At 67.2% G+C, this 16,451-nt stretch carries 17 protein-coding genes; 12 read left to right on the top strand and 5 right to left on the bottom strand.

The features are described from left to right. Nucleotides 1–10: 10 nt before the first annotated feature. Genes ACQPYH_RS35275 through ACQPYH_RS35260 form a run of 4 tightly spaced genes read left to right on the top strand, consistent with a single transcriptional unit; the run spans nt 11 to nt 2,676 of the window. Nucleotides 11–445, top strand: a complete 435-nt coding sequence (locus ACQPYH_RS35275; protein WP_432880457.1) for a RidA family protein — start codon at nt 11–13, stop codon at nt 443–445. A gap of 4 nt (nt 446–449) precedes the next feature. Beyond that, nucleotides 450–965, top strand: a complete 516-nt coding sequence (locus tag ACQPYH_RS35270; protein ID WP_432880455.1) for a 3-hydroxyanthranilate 3,4-dioxygenase — start codon at nt 450–452, stop codon at nt 963–965. Further along, nucleotides 962–1,957 (top strand): amidohydrolase family protein, encoded by a 996-nt coding sequence (locus ACQPYH_RS35265; RefSeq protein WP_432880453.1) that lies wholly within the window; start codon nt 962–964, stop codon nt 1,955–1,957. Before ACQPYH_RS35270 ends, ACQPYH_RS35265 begins: the two co-directional genes overlap by 4 nt. Beyond that, nucleotides 1,954–2,676: an alpha/beta hydrolase family protein gene (locus ACQPYH_RS35260; RefSeq protein ID WP_432880450.1), complete on the top strand. Its 723-nt coding sequence runs from the start codon at nt 1,954–1,956 to the stop codon at nt 2,674–2,676. The genes ACQPYH_RS35265 and ACQPYH_RS35260 overlap by 4 nt, the downstream gene beginning before the upstream one ends. Here the strand turns inward: ACQPYH_RS35260 and ACQPYH_RS35255 are convergent. The 3 genes from ACQPYH_RS35255 to ACQPYH_RS35245 all read right to left on the bottom strand — a co-directional run bounded on the left by ACQPYH_RS35255 (nt 2,673) and on the right by ACQPYH_RS35245 (nt 5,430). Further along, complete coding sequence (locus ACQPYH_RS35255; protein WP_432880447.1) at nt 2,673–3,725, bottom strand: Fic family protein; 1,053 nt, start codon at nt 3,723–3,725, stop codon at nt 2,673–2,675. The genes ACQPYH_RS35260 and ACQPYH_RS35255 overlap by 4 nt on opposite strands. Before the next feature lie 91 nt (nt 3,726–3,816). Further along, entirely contained in the window at nt 3,817–4,506 is a 690-nt protein-coding gene (locus ACQPYH_RS35250) for an O-methyltransferase (RefSeq protein WP_432880444.1), read from the bottom strand. A 141-nt stretch (nt 4,507–4,647) separates the two neighbouring features. Beyond that, nucleotides 4,648–5,430 carry a DeoR/GlpR family DNA-binding transcription regulator gene (locus tag ACQPYH_RS35245; RefSeq protein WP_130440069.1) on the bottom strand — a complete coding sequence of 261 codons (783 nt, stop codon included), beginning with the start codon at nt 5,428–5,430 and terminating at the stop codon, nt 4,648–4,650. A 119-nt stretch (nt 5,431–5,549) separates the two neighbouring features. Between ACQPYH_RS35245 and ACQPYH_RS35240 the strand changes: the two genes are divergently transcribed. After that, nucleotides 5,550–6,410, top strand: a complete 861-nt coding sequence (locus tag ACQPYH_RS35240) for an SIS domain-containing protein (protein WP_432880441.1) — start codon at nt 5,550–5,552, stop codon at nt 6,408–6,410. Here ACQPYH_RS35240 and ACQPYH_RS35235 read toward each other — a convergent pair. Beyond that, the gene (locus ACQPYH_RS35235) at nt 6,397–7,578 is read right to left on the bottom strand and encodes an MFS transporter (RefSeq protein ID WP_432880438.1); all 1,182 of its coding nucleotides are present in this window, start codon (nt 7,576–7,578) and stop codon (nt 6,397–6,399) included. The two genes, ACQPYH_RS35240 and ACQPYH_RS35235, sit on opposite strands and share 14 nt — an antisense overlap. A 70-nt stretch (nt 7,579–7,648) precedes the next feature. Between ACQPYH_RS35235 and ACQPYH_RS35230 the strand changes: the two genes are divergently transcribed. The 5 genes from ACQPYH_RS35230 (at nt 7,649) to ACQPYH_RS35210 (ending at nt 12,262) form a co-directional block, all read left to right on the top strand. Then, nucleotides 7,649–8,170 carry a CGNR zinc finger domain-containing protein gene (locus ACQPYH_RS35230; protein WP_432880436.1) on the top strand — a complete coding sequence of 174 codons (522 nt, stop codon included), beginning with the start codon at nt 7,649–7,651 and terminating at the stop codon, nt 8,168–8,170. Between the two features lie 115 nt (nt 8,171–8,285). Continuing rightward, a complete protein-coding gene (locus ACQPYH_RS35225; RefSeq protein WP_432880433.1) occupies nt 8,286–9,647 on the top strand; it encodes an extracellular solute-binding protein in 1,362 nt (453 codons plus the stop codon). 34 nt (nt 9,648–9,681) lie between these two features. After that, on the top strand, nt 9,682–10,524 hold the full coding sequence (locus tag ACQPYH_RS35220; RefSeq protein ID WP_432880430.1) for a carbohydrate ABC transporter permease: 843 nt from the start codon (nt 9,682–9,684) through the stop codon (nt 10,522–10,524). Continuing rightward, complete coding sequence (locus tag ACQPYH_RS35215) at nt 10,521–11,402, top strand: carbohydrate ABC transporter permease (protein ID WP_432880427.1); 882 nt, start codon at nt 10,521–10,523, stop codon at nt 11,400–11,402. Before ACQPYH_RS35220 ends, ACQPYH_RS35215 begins: the two co-directional genes overlap by 4 nt. After that, entirely contained in the window at nt 11,399–12,262 is an 864-nt protein-coding gene (locus ACQPYH_RS35210; RefSeq protein WP_432880424.1) for an NAD-dependent epimerase/dehydratase family protein, read from the top strand. Before ACQPYH_RS35215 ends, ACQPYH_RS35210 begins: the two co-directional genes overlap by 4 nt. On the opposite strand, the gene ACQPYH_RS35205 is transcribed toward ACQPYH_RS35210, so the two are convergent. After that, on the bottom strand, nt 12,235–13,233 hold the full coding sequence (locus ACQPYH_RS35205; protein ID WP_432880421.1) for a LacI family DNA-binding transcriptional regulator: 999 nt from the start codon (nt 13,231–13,233) through the stop codon (nt 12,235–12,237). The two genes, ACQPYH_RS35210 and ACQPYH_RS35205, sit on opposite strands and share 28 nt — an antisense overlap. A 102-nt stretch (nt 13,234–13,335) precedes the next feature. Here ACQPYH_RS35205 and ACQPYH_RS35200 point away from each other — a divergent pair, with 102 nt between their 5' ends. Both ACQPYH_RS35200 and ACQPYH_RS35195 read left to right on the top strand, forming a co-directional pair. Next, a complete protein-coding gene (locus ACQPYH_RS35200) occupies nt 13,336–16,110 on the top strand; it encodes a sugar-binding protein (protein ID WP_432880418.1) in 2,775 nt (924 codons plus the stop codon). Between the two features lie 86 nt (nt 16,111–16,196). Further along, on the top strand, nt 16,197–16,418 hold the full coding sequence (locus ACQPYH_RS35195) for a biotin/lipoyl-binding carrier protein (protein WP_432880416.1): 222 nt from the start codon (nt 16,197–16,199) through the stop codon (nt 16,416–16,418). The last annotated feature ends 33 nt before the right edge of the window (nt 16,419–16,451 follow it).

The raw sequence follows: 16,451 nt of genomic DNA, 5'->3' as shown, positions 1-16,451 counted from the left end.
AGGTGTTCCCGTGGCTGACGCGAAGACGGTGCCGGGTAAGGCGATTCCGCGGGGGCGGTTTCCGCACGTGAAGGTGGCGAACGGGTTCGCGTTCGTGTCGGGTACGTCGAGCCGGCGGCCGGACAACTCGATCGCCGGCGCTTCGGCGGACGCTCTCGGCACCGTGTCCTTGGACATCCGGGTGCAGACGCGGGCGGTGCTGGAGAACATCCGGGACGTGCTCGGCGCGATCGGGGCCGGGCTCGAGGACCTCGTCAGCGTGACGACGTACCTGGTGTCGATGAACGACTTCGGCGGGTACAACGAGGTTTATGGTGAATTCTTCGACGAGTCCGGGCCGGCCCGGACGACCGTCGCAGTACATCAGCTGCCACATCCCCAGTTGCTGATCGAGATACAGGCTGTAGCGGCCGTTCCAGAAGAACACAGTCCGCAAAGGAGCTAGAACGATGGCGAACTTGGAGTCGACGAACTTTCCGGAGTGGATCGAGGAGAACAAGCATCTGCTGAAGCCGCCGGTCGGCAACAAGCAGATGTTCCCGACCGGGGACGACTTCATCACGATGGTGGTCGGCGGCCCGAACCAGCGCACCGACTTCCACGTCGACCCGTACGAGGAGTTCTTCTACCAGATCAAGGGCACGATGCACGTCGACGTGATGACGGACGACGGCCCCGGCCGGGTGGACATCAACGAGGGGGAGATGTGGGTGCTGCCGCGCAGCATGCCGCACTCGCCGCAGCGCGACGCGGACTCGATCGGCCTGGTGATCGAGCGGGTCCGGGAGCCCGGCACGCTGGAGAAGTTCCGCTGGTACTGCGCCAACTGCAACGGGATCGTGCACGAGGTCGAGCTGCAGGTGACCGACATCGTCGCCGACCTGCCGCCCGTGTTCAAGGCGTTCTACGAGAGCGAGGACGCGCGCACCTGCCCGCAGTGCGGCACGATCCACCCGGGTAAATGACGGTCGACGTCCACACCCATCTGGTCCCGCACGGTTGGCCGGATCTGGCGGTGGCGTGTGGCGGCGACGGCTGGCCGTGGTTGCGGATCGACTCCGAGCGGGCCGCGATGATCATGATCGGCGAGACCGAGTTCCGCCCGATCGGACCGCAGGCTTGGGATCGCGGCGTACGGCGTACCGATATGGATGCCGACGGCATCGATCTGCAGGTGGTGTCGCCGACGCCGGTGTTCTTCGGGTACGAGCGTCCGGCCGCTCAGGCCGTCAAGCTTGCGGAGATCTTCAACGACCTCACGCTGGAGACGTTGGCGGGCGACGAGCGGTTCGTGCCGTTCTGTCAGGTGCCTTTGCAGGATCCGGACCTGGCCTGCGCCGAGCTGGATCGCGCCCGCGCGGCCGGCCATGTCGGGGTCGAGATCGGCAACCACGTCGGCGACAAGGATCTCGACGACGTCGAGATTGTTGCCTTCCTCAACCATTGCGCCGAGACCGGTACGCCGGTGCTCGTGCATCCGTGGGACATGCCGGGCGGCCCGCGGCTGGACCGGTGGATGGCGCGCTGGCTGACCGGGATGCCTGCCGAGACGCATCTGTCGTTGCTGGCGATGATCCTAGGCGGGGCGTTCGACCAGTTGCCGCCGGATCTGAAGATCTGTTTCGCCCACGGGGGCGGCAGTTTCGCGTTCTGGCTCGGGCGGCTGGAGAACGCCTGGCACCGGCGCGGCGACATCGTCCGTGGTTGCTCGGAGCACCCACCGTCGGCGTACCTGGACCGGATCCTGGTCGACACGGTGGTGTTTGAATCAGCGCCTTTGCGGCTACTTGTCGATACCTTGGGGGAAGACCGCGTTCTGGTCGGCAGTGACTATCCCTATCCATTGGGTGAGCGGCCGGTCGGGGAGGTGGTACGGAAGTCCGGCTTCCTGACCGCGGAGCAGCAGCACAAGCTGTTGACGGCGAACGCCCGGCGCTATCTCGGGAGGTCGGAATGACCGAGGACCGATCCGTACTGACTCGCGAAGCCCGCGAGCCCGATCAGCAGCTGCGGTACGGCGACCACGCGGACCAGGTGATCGACTACTGGCACGCGAAGGAGTATCGCCCACTGATCGTCTTCATCCACGGCGGTTTCTGGCGGCCCGACTACGACCGCAAGCACGCCCGCCCCTTCGGTGAAGCCCTCTCCGACCTCGGCTGGCCGGTCGTCTCCCTCGAGTACCGCCGCGTGCCTGGCGATCCGGATGCGACAACGTCAGACATCCGTACGGCGCTGGACGCCCTGCCCGACCTGGTCGACGTACACGCCGGCTACATCCTCATAGGCCACTCCGCCGGCGGCCAACTCGCACTCTGGCTGGCCGCGACCACCAACCCGGTTCGCCTGCGCGGCCTGATCGCCCTGGCCCCCGTAGCCGACCTGCTGATGGCAGACCGCCTGGACCTCGACAAAGGCGCCGTACAGGCCTTCATAGGCAGCGGCGTCCGCAACGACCTCGACCCGGTCCACCTGCCCGCCCCGATCGCCCCAGTAACCCTCATCCACGGCGTAGACGACTCGAGAGTCCCCCTAAGCATCACCGAGTCCTACTTCGCCGCCCACCCCACAGCCCGCCTGGTCCGCGTCCAACACTGCGCCCACTACGAGCTGATAGACCCCCTCTCCACCGCCTGGCACGAAGTAACCACCGAACTAACCCGCCTCAACGGCTAGTCGGGGATGCGTCGCCAGACGGCGCCCCGGCCGGTGCCTTCCGGACTGACCTTCTGCTCGCGCTTGAGGTCTTCGAGGACGAGACGGATGGTCTGGTCGCTGATCCCCGGCAGCGCTGTCCGGACGTCAGCCAGCCGGAACACCGGCGCGGCATGCTTCAGCACGTGAGTCCTGACCCGGTCCTGTTTCGTACCACCACTACGGTCAGCGGCGGCCCGGCGCCCGAACGTCTGGTACGCCGATGCCAGGACGGTCACGAAGTACGACAACCAAGGCCACGGGTCGGCCCGATCGTCGTGCCAATCGTCGGTCGAGCGAAGAAGCGCTGTGTAGTACTCGTCGGCCGAGTCGGCGATGAGCTGTTCGAGCGAGACCCATCGGCAGACCTCGTACCCGCCGTCGATCAGGAGAGCATTCGTCAGCGCGCGAGCGACTCGGCCGTTGCCGTCAGAGAACGGATGGATGACGAGCAGGTCCAGCACGAACAGACCGACCAGAAGAACCGGATGGTGCCTCCCGTCTGCTTGCGCGTCCCGATAGCGGTCGACGAGTTCTGTGAGGCACGCCGCGGTCCTCGCCGCCGGGACAGGCACGAATCTGACCGTCGTACTGCCGTCGGGTGAGCGATCGACGACCAGGTTGTCGTCGGTCTTCAGCTGACCGCCCGGGTAGGCGGTCTCGGACCAGAGCAGCCGGTGAAGGTGCAGCAGGAGACCGATGTTCAGCGGGTGCCAGTCTTCCTGGAAGAGATAGTCGAGCGCCTTGCGATACCCGACCAACTCCTGCTCACTCCGGTTCCGCAGGATGCCGGCCTTGCCGTCGATGATGCGCTGCGCCCGGGCGACGTCCGGCACCACGACGCCCTCGATGGCTGACGAGGCGGTGATGCTCTGGATCCGCGCACGGTTGGCAAGCTCGGTCAGCATCGCGGGCAGTTGATGCCGGTACAGCGCCTCACTGCCACGGCCGGTGTCGATAGACCGGAGACGCATGACAACGTCGGCTGGGACCTGACCGATCAGACGGTCGAGGTCTGCGAACGAGCGCACCCGAATCCTCCAAAGAAACCAACAAACATACTAATTTCTTCTCATCTTAGTACGTTTGTTGGTTTTCTTAGTATGTTTCTGGTTGCGGCCGTCAGTTGATGCGTTTGGCGGCGGTGAGGAGGCCTTCGGAGGTGGGGAGGAGGGCTGAGACGAGGTCGTCGTCGTCGCGGACGGCTCGGATGAGGTCTCGGAGGGCCATGGTGTCGGGGTCGCGGTGGGAGGGGTCGGCGACCCGGCCGCCGGTGAGGACGCCGGCGAAGGCTACGACGCCGCCGGGGCGGAGCAGGCGGAGGGCTTCGTGCAGGTACGCCGTGTTCTCGCGGCGGTCCGCGTCGCAGAAGACCAGGTCGTAGTGCCCGTCGGTGAGCCGGGTGACCACGTCGAGCCCGGCGCCGGCGATCAGCCGGAAGCGGTTGGAGGCGACGCCGGCGTCCAGGAAGGTCTTGCGGGCCAGGCGCTGGTTCTCCGCGTCGATGTCGACCGTGGTGAGCGTGCCGTCGGTGCGCATCCCGCGCAGCAGGGCGAGGCCGGAGACGCCGGTCCCGGTGCCGATCTCCACGACCGCCTTCGCGCCCGCGCCGGCGGCGAGCATGCTCAGGGCGGCCGCCGCGCCGGGGCCGATCGGGGCGACACCGCTGTCCGCGGCGCTCGCCCGTGCACCGGTGACGACTTCGTCCTCGCCGGTGTAGTCCTCGGCGTACGCCCAGGACGTCGGGTCGATGCCGGTGGCGATGGCGTCCTCCCAGTGGTCGGCGGAGTGTTCTGCGGCTGCGGTACCCATGCTGAACCAGAGCCTAGCGGTTGGAAGTCCGCTTTCCGTGCTGCACGCGCGGAGGTTGCGCACTCTTGCTCATAACAACGGCCCCTCAATCAGATATGATCGTCATCTGGAGGATGTGAGGGGAGGTGATGAGGAGTGCGGTCAGGCGCGGATGACGTCGATACCGGCTTCCTTGAAGACGGTCAGCTGGCTCTCGTCGGCCTGGGCGTCGGTGACGATCGTGTCGATCTCGCTCAGCTCGCAGATCCGGGCGAAGGCCCGCTGCCCGAGCTTGGACGAGTCGGCCACCACGACCACCTTCGCGGCCCGGCTGACGATCAGCTGGTTGATGTTCGCCTCGCCCTCGTGATGGGCGGTGGCGCCGGTCTCGTCGATCCCGTCGACGCCGATGAAGGCGATGTCCAGGGACAGGTCGGACAGGATCCGGTGCGACAGCGGGCCGATCATCTCGTAGGACTGCGGCCGGGCCACACCGCCGGTCAGCACCATCTTCACGTGCGGCCGGACGATCAGCTCGTTGGCGATGTTCAGCGCGTTGGTGACGAGCGTGAACGCGGGCTCGCCGTGCTCGGCGGACAGCTCCGGGCGGGTCGCCAGCGTGCGCGCCACCTCGGAGATCGTCGTACCGCCGTTCATCCCGATCACCATGCCGCGACGGACCAAAGTGGCCGCCGCTTGCGCGATCCGCTGCTTCTCGGACGCGAAACGCGCAGTCTTGTAGCGCAGCGGCAGGTCGTACGACACCGCGTTGGCCACTGCGCCGCCGCGGGTCCGGGTGAGGAGCTGCTGCTTGCCGAGATGGTCCAAGTCGCGCCTGATCGTGGCCGCCGAGACGTGCAACTGCTCGGCGAGCTCGTCGACGTCGATGGCGCCCTTCTCGGCGAGCGACTCGAGCAAGGTGTTCAGGCGTTCATAACGCTTCACCCGGGGCTCCTCCTTCACACAATCGGTCAGCCGGGTGGCGGCTGGTTGGCACCATTCGATCACGTTCGAGCAGTTTCGACCATGACAAGCGCGGAGACGACATGACGCAGACGCCATTTGTGAGCACTGAGATCGCCACTCAGCCGGACCTCTGGCGACAGGTCGCGGACGGTTTCGCGCAGTACGGCGGTGCACTTCCGAAGGCAGGGCAACGGGTCGCGGCGGTCGGCTGCGGGACGTCCTGGTTCATGGCGATGGCGTACGCCGCGCTGCGCGAGGACCTGGGCCAGGGCGAGACCGACGCGTTCGCCGGCTCCGAGTTCCCGGCCGGTCGTGCGTACGACGCGATCGTCGTGATCAGCCGCTCCGGTACGACGACCGAAGTACTCGACCTGATCCGCCAGACCGACCTGCCGACCATCGCGATCACGGCCACGCCCGGCTCGCCGATCGTCGAGCTGGCCGATCACACCATCATGCTGGACTTCGCGGATGAGCAGTCCGTTGTGCAGACCCGGTTCGCGACCACCACGCTGGCGCTGCTGCGCGCGTCGCTCGGTCAGGACCTGACCCAGGCCGCTGCGGACGCTCAGACCGCACTGACCATCGACGTCGACGACCTGGCCAAGCTCGAGCAGGTCACGTACCTCGGCACCCGTTGGACGGTCGGTCTGGCGCACGAGGCCGCGCTGAAGCAGCGTGAGGCCGCGTCGGCGTGGACCGAGGCGTACCCGGCGATGGACTACCGGCACGGCCCGATTGCGATCGCGCAGCCCGGGCGTGGCGTCTGGATCTTCGGCGAGCCGCCGGTGGGCCTGCTCGACGACGTCGCCGCAACCGGCGCCACCGTCGTACACCACGACCTGGACCCGCTGGCGTCCCTGGTCGTAGCCCAGCGCGTCGCGGTGGCCAAGTCACTCGCCCTGGGCCTCAACCCCGACCAGCCCCGCAGCCTGAGCCGGTCCGTCATCCTCGGCTGAGCCGCCCAGACCACGCGCCGCCGCCCGCCGCGGCCAGGAGGCCGAGCAGGGCGGCGGCCAACAGGCCGAGGGCGGTGGTTGTCAGGGCAGCGGCCGTGCCGATGTGCGGGACGAGTACGCCGGCGGTGGCCTGGCCCAGGGCGGACGCGCCCACGCGGAGGCTGGCTGCGGAGGTGCTCACTCGGCCCTGGAGTGCCGGCGGACTGTACTGCTGGCGCGCCGCGAACATCGCCGGAAGTGCCGGTCCCTCGGTCAATCCAGCGGCAACTGCGAGCAGCAGGAGTACGGCGAATGTCGTGGCGAGCGGCCAGGTGAGTAGTGCGAGGCCGTACAAAGCCACAGACAGCATGACGACGTACTCCGGACGCCAGCGGGACTGCAAACGGCTCAGTAGTAGTGCCGTGGTGACGCTGCCGATCTCGATTGCAGTCCACAGGTAGCCGGCTGCGGACTTCGGCATGCCGAGCTCAACCATGTGCAGGGGCAGGGCGATCAGCAGCATGCCGGTGAAGCCCATCAGCAGGGTCGTGGTGACGGTGGAGGCCCGCAGTCGCGGTGTGCGCGCCAGGTGGACCAGTCCGCCGACGACTGAGCTGAAGAAGGACTCGCCGCCGCCGCCGACCGGTGGGAGTGCGGGCAGGCGGCTGATAGCGACGATGCTGCACGCCGCCGCAACCATGATCACCACCACCGCGGCGTCGACCGAGACCACGGCGGCGACGGTGGCTGCGGTCGCCGGACCAGCAATGGTCGCCGCGCTGAAGCTCACCGACTCAAACGCGTTGGCGCGCGCCAGCCGCTCCGGCCGGAACAGGCTGGGCAGCATGCTGGTGAACCCGCCGCTGACCATCGGCAACGTCGCACCAGCCACTGCTGCGAGCACAGGCGGGATCCAGTGCGCACTGTGACCGACCACCGCCAGCAGACCGAGCATGACTGCGGCCAGCGTCGCTTGGTTGATCGCCAGTGCGCTGCGGCGGCGGGACGTCCGGTCGAGCCACGCTCCGAGCAACGGGCCCGTGACGATGGCCGGGAGCGCGTAGGCCGCACCGGTGATGCCGGCGAGCGTCGGGCTGTCGGTGCGATCCAGTACGAGCAGCACCAGCGTGAACGCGACCATCTCGTCGGCGAACCGCGCCAGCGTCGCCGCGAGGTAATAGCTGGGCACGCCGAACCTCCTGTAACGCAAATTGATCTGTTACGCGTTACGCTAACAAACGCGTTACGGGAGGAGTCCAGTGGAAATTCAGTCCCCGGATCGGCTGATCCGGCTCGCCGTCGACCTGGTGAACACGCGGACCCGCGAGCCCGAGCAGTTGACCTCGCCGGCCGCGCTGCGTGCGTTCCTGCTCGAGCACGGCGAGTCCGACCCGATCGAGCTGACCGATGAGGACCTGACCGCCGTTCGCGCAGTACGGGAACGAGTGCGGCCGGTCTTCCACGGCGATGGGGCTGAGGTGATCAACGGGCTGCTCGCGGACTACGCCGTACGCCCGTATCTCTCGGATCACGACGGATCGCCGTGGCATCTGCATGTCGCGGAGCCGGATGCGTCGTGGGCCGAGTGGCTCGCGGCGACGACCGCGCTGGGGCTGGCGACGTTCGCGGCCGGCCATGGGTTCGAGGCGCTGGGAGTTTGCGCGGCGGTGGACTGCGAGCGGGTCTTCGCGAACCCGGCCGAGCGCCGCCCGCGGAGGTTCTGTACGCCGAAATGCGCGAGCCGGACCCGGGTCGCGTCGTACCGCGCCCGCCGCCGTTAACGGACTCGCAACGGATGCGAAACCAGTTTCGCTGAGGTCTAGTATTTGCGAAAGCGCTTGCGCTACTCTGCGAAACGGTCGGCTCGCCGATCGCCATCCCCGCTGAGGAGCTTCGATGAACAGATTCGCAATCCGTTGTGCTGCAGGGCTTTCAGTGCCGTTCTTGCTGGTGGCCTGCTCCAGTGCGCCGTCGTCGACCGGTGCTTCCGGCTCCGACACACAGGTGACGATCACGGTCGGTGACCGTCCCACGAGTTCCGATCCCGCCAACCGGGCGGCGTTCGACAAGAGAGTCGCCGACTTCCAGAAGGCGAACCCGGACATCAAGCTGAACCCGGTCGAGACGCTCTGGGACGCGACCACGTTCCAGGCGCAGGCCGCCGGCGGTCAGCTGCCGGACGTGCTGAACGTGCCGTTCACCGAGCCGCAGGGCCTGATCGCCCGTAAGCAGGCCGCCGACCTGACCAAGGTGCTCAAGGACGACGGCCTGATGAGCCAGCTCAACCCGAACGTGCTCAAGATCGCCCAGGACCAGTCCGGCAACGTGTACGCCGTACCGACCGCCGCGTACTCGGTCGGCATGGTCTACAACCGCGACCTGTTCAAGAAGGCCGGTCTGGACCCGGACAAGCCGCCGACGACCTGGGACGAGGTCCGCGCGGACGCGAAGCAGATCGCCGAGAAGACCGGTCAGGCCGGCTACGCGCAGCTGACCACGAACAACACCGGCGGCTGGATGTTCACCACCCAGACGTACGCGTTCGGCGGTTCGATCGAGAACGAGGACGGCAGCAAGGCGACGTTCGACGACGCGCCGTCGAAGGCCGCGCTGCAGTTGCTGCACGACATGAAGTGGACCGACAAGTCCATGGGCCAGGCGGTGCTGTACGACATCCCCGGGATCTCCAAGGCGTTCGCGGCCGGGAAGATCGGGATGTTCATGGCGGCGCCCGACGGCTACCGCACGCTCGTGCAGCAGAACGGCCTGCCGTCGTCGGCCTTCGGCATCGGCCCGATGCCGCAGCAGGGCGGTGACCACGGCACGCTGACCGGTGGCAGCGTCCAGATCGTCAGCCCGACCGCGACGGACGCGGAGAAGGTTGCGGCGGTCAAGTGGATCAAGTTCAACTACCTCAACAAGTACGTGGACCAGGATGCCGCGGTGACGGCCGCCAAGGCCGGTGTCGCGGGGAAGCTCCCAGTCGGTACGCCGGGTCTTCCGGTGGTCGCAGCGGACCAGTGGTCGACGTACCAGAGCTGGATCAAGCCGTACGTCAACGTGCCGCTGGCGCAGTTCGAGCCGTACACGAAGGTGGCCGCCGATCAGAAGATCATCCCTGAGCCGCCGGTGAAGGCTCAGGAGGTGTACGCCGCGCTCGACCCGGTCGTGCAGGCCGTGCTGGGCAACGCGAAGGCCGACATCCCGGCGCTGCTGACCAAGGCGACCGGCACCGTGAATGCCAAGCTCGGGCGCTGAGTTGCTTCGCCGTCTGCGCAACGGAGTACCGGCAGTGCTGTTCGCACTGCCGGTGCTCCTGGTCTTCGTGGTGTTCTCGTGGGGCCCGATCGTCAAGGGCCTGGTGATGAGCCTCCAGCAGACCAATCTGATCGATCCGGTCAAGTGGGTCGGGCTGGAGAACTTCCGGTACGTGTTGGCCGACCCCGGTGTCGGCCAGGCGGCTCTGAACACGGTCTGGTTCACCTTGCTGGCTTTGCTGTTCGGCTTCCCGGTGCCGGTGCTGCTGGCGATGTTCCTGTCCGAGTTGCGCGGCAAGTCCTGGCTGTACTCGGCACTCGCGTACCTGCCGGTGATCACGCCGCCGGTGGTTGCCATCCTGCTCTGGCGGTTCTTCTACGACCCGTCGCCCAGCGGGATGTTCAACACCATCCTCGGCACGGTCGGGCTCGGACCGTACCCCTGGCTGGACAGTCCGTCGTCGGCAATGCCGTCGATCGTGCTGGAGGCGACCTGGGCCGGTGCGGGCAACGCAGTGATCATCTACCTGGCCGCACTGACCTCCGTACGCGCTGATTTGTACGAGGCGGCCGAGCTGGACGGAGCAGGCGTCGTACGGCGGGTGTGGCATGTGATGTTGCCGCATCTGCGTGGCGTCCTGCTGTTGATGCTGCTCCTGCAGGTGATCGGCACCATGCAACTGTTCACCGAGCCGCTGTTGTTCACCGGCGGCGGACCGCAAGGGTCGACGATGACGATTCTGCTGCTCATCTACAACTACGCCTTCGTCAACGGTGACTACGGCGCTGCTACTGCGCTCAGCGTGCTGCTGGCGCTGGTTCTCGCCGTAGTGTCGGCGGTCTTCCAGTTCGCTACGCGCGGCTGGAGTACGGAGTGAGCGAGCGGGGTGCGCTGTCGGATGCCGACCGCCGGCTCACCCAGGTTCGAGTGCCGTTCGTCATCGGACAGGTCGTCGTACTGATCGGACTGCTCGTCGCAGGTCTCGGTCCGCTGCTTTGGTTGTTCAAGGCAGCGATCTCGCCGACACAGGACAGCATCCGATCACCACTCGCGTGGTTCCCGTCCGGCCAGGTGCAGTGGGGAAACCTCTCCACTGCGTGGCAACAGGCACACATCGGCTACTACCTCGGCAACACCGCCATGATCGCTGCCGGTACGGCGGTTGCGTCGCTGATCGTCTGTACGACGGCCGGCTACGTGCTGAGCGTGCTGCGACCGCGGTGGGGCGCGCTGCTGTCCGCAGGGATCCTGGCCACGTTGTTCGTGCCGCACATCGTCTCGCTCGTCCCGCTGTACCTGACCGTGTTGAAAGTGCCGGTGGTCCACGCGAACCTGACCAACACGTTCTGGGCGGTCTGGCTGCCACCCGCGGCCAGTGCGTTCAACGTGCTGATCGTCAAGCGGTTCTTCGACGGCATCCCGCGCGAGTACTTCGAAGCGGCCCGCATCGACGGCGCCGGGACGGTCCGCGTGTTCACCTCGCTGGTGCTCCCGCTGTCGCGGCCGATCCTCGGTGTGGTCGCGCTGCTCAGCATCATCTCTTCCTGGAAGGACTACCTGTGGCCTCTGCTGGTGCTGACGAATCCGGATCTGCAGCCGGTCTCGGTGGCGTTGCCCAAGATCGCCAAGGTGACGGAGCTCAACATCCAGTTGGCGGGTCTGTTCCTGGCCCTGCTGATCCCGGTGCTGCTGTTCCTGGTTTTCCAGCGAGCATTTCTACGTGGTGTGGGCCTGTCTGGGGGAATCAAGGCGTGAAACGTGTTCTGGTCACCGGTGCGGACGGATCGATCGGCCGTGCCGCGGTCGATGGCCTGCAAGCCGCCGGGTACGACGTGACCGGTCTGTCGCTGCGCTACGACCACAGCAGTACGGCGGACCGTCCACTGGTCGGTGATGCGCGGTCGGCCGAGGACGTGGCGGCTGCACTCGACGGTGTGGACGCCGTACTGCATCTGGCGGCCATTCCGCATCCCAGCCTGGGTACGCCGGAGGAGGTGTTCGAGAACAACGTTGCGGCGACGTTCAACGTGCTGGCGCAGGCAGGGCAGCAGGGGATCGAGCGGGTGGTGATTGCCAGCAGCATCAACGCGTTCGGGGTACCGATGAACCTGAACGACGTGGAGCCGGCGTACTACCCGCTCGACGAGGAGGTGGAGGCGGATATCGCCGATGCGTACTCGTTGTCCAAAAGTGTCGACGAGCAGAGTGCGCGGATGGCGTGGCGACGGTGGGGGACCAACGTGATCGCACTGCGCTTCCCGCTGGTGAAGACTCGCGAGGAACTGTTCAAGTTCGCGGCCAGGGCAGACAGCGACCCGTCGGTGATGGCTCGGGAAGGCTGGGCCTACCTGGATCTGCGGGACGGCGTACGGGCGATCATCGCGGCACTCGAGTCGACGACCGCCGGCGCACACGTGGTCGGGCTGGCTGCCGACGACATCCTGATCGACCGGAAGACCGATGACCTACTGCGCCAGTACGCACCCGGCGTGCCGTTGAAGCAGCCCGTGCAAGGACGTGCCTCGCTGGTCGACACCACGCGCGCGCAGGAGCTGCTGGGGTTCCGCCCGCGGTACTCGATCCACGATCAGGCGGTGTCCGCGATCACCACGTGAGGTTCGACGTACTCGACGCCGGGTTCGAGGTCGCCTTCCAGCAGCCGGTTGGCGACCTGGCGGCCGATCTCCTCGAGACCGACGTCGATCGTGGTCAGGTGCCGGGTGCCGCGCTGGTCGTGCATCAAGCTCTCCCAGTTGTCGACGCCGATCAGCGCGATGTCACCGGGCACCTGCAGGCCGGCTGCGCGGAGAACCCGCTCAACGCCACGGCCGATCGCGTCGCTGCCGCAGAAGATCGCGTCCACGTCGGGAACCTCGGCCAGCAGCTCGGTCGCTGCCTGCTCACCCCACTCCTCGCGCCAGCGCCCGAACCGGACCGGTGCAGCCCACCGGAGTCCGGCTTCGGCGAGCAGCTGGCCCGCGCCCTCGGCCCGCCGTTGCGCGGCCATGTCACCGCGCTCCGCGGTGAAGTGCGCGATCCGGCGCCGGCCGGTCGACAGCAGGTGGCTGATCGCGAGCCGCCCGATGGCGAGGTCGTCGGCGGTGATCGTGGTGTCCTGCGGATCCTCGGGGACCGTGAAGGCATTGATCACCGGGACGTCGAACCGGCTGGTGAACGACGGGGTCCGGAACGACGTACTGGTGCCGATCACGATCACACCGTCGATGCGGCGGGCGCGGAGCTGCAGGATGCTCTCGTTGACGTCGTCCTGCTCTTCCATGCGGGCGTCGTACAGCAGGATCGCCTGCTCCTTGGCCCCGAGCTCGGTCGCGGCGGTGGCCAGCACCACGCGGGTGAACGGGTTCGACGCGCGGTGCGTGAGTACGCCGATGGTCTGGCTGCGGCCGCGGGCGAACGAGCGCGCCAGGGCGTTGTGGCGGAAGCCCAACCGGTCCGCAGTGACGCGGACGTGCTCCCGGGTGGCCTCGGAGATCCGGTCGGTGCCGTTCAGCGCCTTGGAGGCCGTCGAGAGCGACACCCCGGCCGCAGCGGCCACGTCGGACAGGGTGATCACAGAATCGGCCATGTGCACATCGTAGTCAGCTTCGAGCCGTTGACACGGGCCCCGGGGCGTATCAGGGTGTGATTTGCGAAACCGCTTTCGCTTCCCCTGGGAGGAGCACACTCCATGACCCGTCGCCGCTCCGGCGCAGTCAGTCTTCTCACGGCCGGTTTGCTGCTGGCCGCCGTACTCCAGTCACCTGCCCACGCTGCGACTGAATCGTCAGCAGCGGCGCCGACTCTGACCATCACGCCGACCACGGTCGGTAACACCTTCACCGTCGGGCAGCAGGTGAAGCTGGGCTTCAGCACCGACGCGACGACGGTCAACTGGACGGTCCGCGATGCCGGCGGCACCGAAGTCGCCAAGGGCTCCGCATCGGCCGCCTCGCTGAACGGACAGCTCCCGCTGTCGATCAGTACGCCGGGCTGGTACCAGACCGACCTCACGGCAGTCGGGTCCGACGGCACGACCACGCTGGGCGGCACAGACTTCGCCGTACTGACTCCGCACGACTTCTCCACGTCGACCGACACCCGGATCGGTGTCGCCGGCGCACTGGGCTTCGGCAGCACTGCCAATCCCGGTCTGGACGCTGTGCCGCTGATGGCCAACGGCGGTATCTCCACCGACCGCGACGAGGCGTTCTGGGCCGCGGCGGAGACCACCAAGGGCGTCATCGACTTTCCCCAGCGGTACAAGGACTACAAGGCCGCGCTGGATGCGAACAACGTCGACTTCCTGAACATCCTCGACTATGGCAACACGCTGTACTACCCGGACGAGGCCCCGTCGACCGACGAGCAGCGTGAGGCTTTCACCCGGTACGCCGTTGCCGCCGTGGACCAGTGGGGCACCGAGCACACGACGTACGAGCTGTGGAACGAGTGGAACCTGCGCGACCCGAACGGCGCCGCGAAGGCCAGCCCGGAGAACTACGTCGCACTGCTGACGATGGTGAGTGCGGCAGTACGGGCGAAGCACCCGGACGTGACGCTGACCGGTCCGTCGCTGGCAGTCATCAACGACTGGCAGGGCTGGTTCACCAAGTTCGCGGACCTCGGCGGGCTGGACTACGTGGACGCGGTGACCATCCACCCGTACGTGCAGCCGCTGGACCCGGAGGCCTCGGTCACGTACGTCAACACCATCCGCAGCATCATGGCGGCGCACGGCTCGACCAAGCCGATCTACATCAGTGAGCAGGGCTGGGCCACCGGTACCAACCCCAGTGCGGTGTCTGAGCCTGTGCAGGCGCGCGACCTGGTCCGCGGCAACCTGCTTGCGTACGGCAACGGTGTGGCGCGCTACAGCTCCTACAACTTCATGGACTCGGGCACTGACCCGTCGAACGTCGAGAACCGGTTCGGCCTGGTGCGCAACCGGCTCGACACCCGCGGCGCGCTCGTTCCGAAGCCGTCGTACGTCGCTACCGCGGTCCTGGCTCGTCAGATCGATGAGCTCCCGCTGATCGGCCAGACCCGCTTCGGCACCAACGGGTACGACGTCGCCTTCGACGCCGGCGGCGGACAGTCGGTCCACGCGGTCTGGTCGGCAACACCCGGAGTTGTGGCGGCTACAGCGCCGGCGGGGTCGACCGTCGAGGTGACGAACCTGTACGGCGTGACGACCGACCTGACTGCTGATGCGGGCGGACATGTCTGGGTTACAGCTGGGCCGGACACGGTCTACCTGCGGGGTGCGATCAGCGGTCCGATGCTTCCGTCCAGCCGGTTCGCGCTGTCGGTGGCGCCGGAGATCGCGGGTGACGCGGCTACCGGGACGCTGACCTTCACGAACCCAGATGCGGTCACGCACGCATTCACTGTGTCTGCGGGTGGTGCCGACACGAGCGGATCTGTGACGGCGGGTGCCACTGCGACTGCTGCAGTGAGCTATCCGGCGCAGGACTCGACTGGAGCGCGTACCTACTCGGCCAAGGTGACTGTCGATGGCCAGGCGGTCGCACTGGTGTCGGCGACAGGCACAGCGACTCCACCGCTGTCTGTCACTGGCTCACATGTGGTCAACGGGAGTGGAAAGGACCTGCTCCGCTTCCGCATCACCAATGCGTCGTCGCACGCGCAGAACGTGGCCGGGCTCGACTGGGTGTCCGGTACGGCGTCCGGGACCTTGCTGGCGGGCTGCACGGTCGCGGCGCACGCCACGCGTGAGGTTGATGTGCCGATCACCCTGACGGGTCCTTCGACCTGGTCCGCGAGCCTGCGGCGTACTGGCGAGGCGGATATCAAGGCGTCGGGGACGCTGGTGCCGGTTAGTGCACCGACAGTTGCCAAGCGGCACACAGTGAAGCTGGACGGCGTCATCGACCCTGCGGTGGCGCGGCAGCCTGCGATTGCGCTGGAGGGAACCGGTACGCCGCCGGTGACCGGCTGGGGTGGACCGAGCGACCTGTCCGGTTCGCTGTGGCTTAATCACGACGACCAGAACCTGTATCTGTCGGCCAAAGTCACCGATGACGTGTTCTCGCAGCCGAACCGGGCCGGCAACATCTGGGGCGGTGACGGTCTGCAGCTCGGGATGACGGCAGGTGCGCCGGGCGAGACCACCCAGACGCAGGAAATCGGCGCTGCGCTGACCGACGCCGGTCCGGTGGACACCTGGCGCTGGACACCGACGACCCAGACCGGTGTACCGCCGGGCGTGCAGGCCAAGGTGGTGCGCGACGAGACCGCTCACACCACGACGTACGAGATCGCGATCCCGTGGAGCACGCTCGGGTTCAAGGCCGAGGACCGGCTGTTGTCGACGACCGTGGTGATCAACGAGAACGACGGCACCGGGCGGCGCGGCTGGCTGACCTGGGGCAAGGGCGTCGCGGAGACGAAGAACCCGGCGCTGTTCAACGCGGTCCGGCTCGCCCCGGAGGCGGCGCGGTAGCCGCTCACTGACTCGGCGTAGGTGCCCTGGTCTGCTGCCCGAGGGGCACCTACGCCGAACCCTTGTGTCCCGCCTAGGATCGAGCCATGAGTCACACCGTGCTGGCCGAGCTGGTGGCCAACGTGCTGAAGGTCACTGCCAAGGCCGGGGACACGGTGGGCCCGGAGGACACTCTGGTCATCCTGGAGTCGATGAAGATGGAGATCCCCGTCCTCGCCGAGGTAGCCGGGACCATCACCGAGCTGAAGGTCACAGAGGGCGAGGTCGTCCGCGACGGCGACCCAATTGCAGTCATAGAAGAGAAGTGATTCAACCGAAATGGCTGCCTGCGCGTCTTTATC

It is taken from the genome of Kribbella sp. CA-245084, from assembly GCF_050942355.1.
Taxonomy (GTDB): Bacteria; Actinomycetota; Actinomycetes; order Propionibacteriales; family Kribbellaceae; genus Kribbella.
This window is presented reverse-complemented; position numbering and strand designations above follow the sequence as displayed.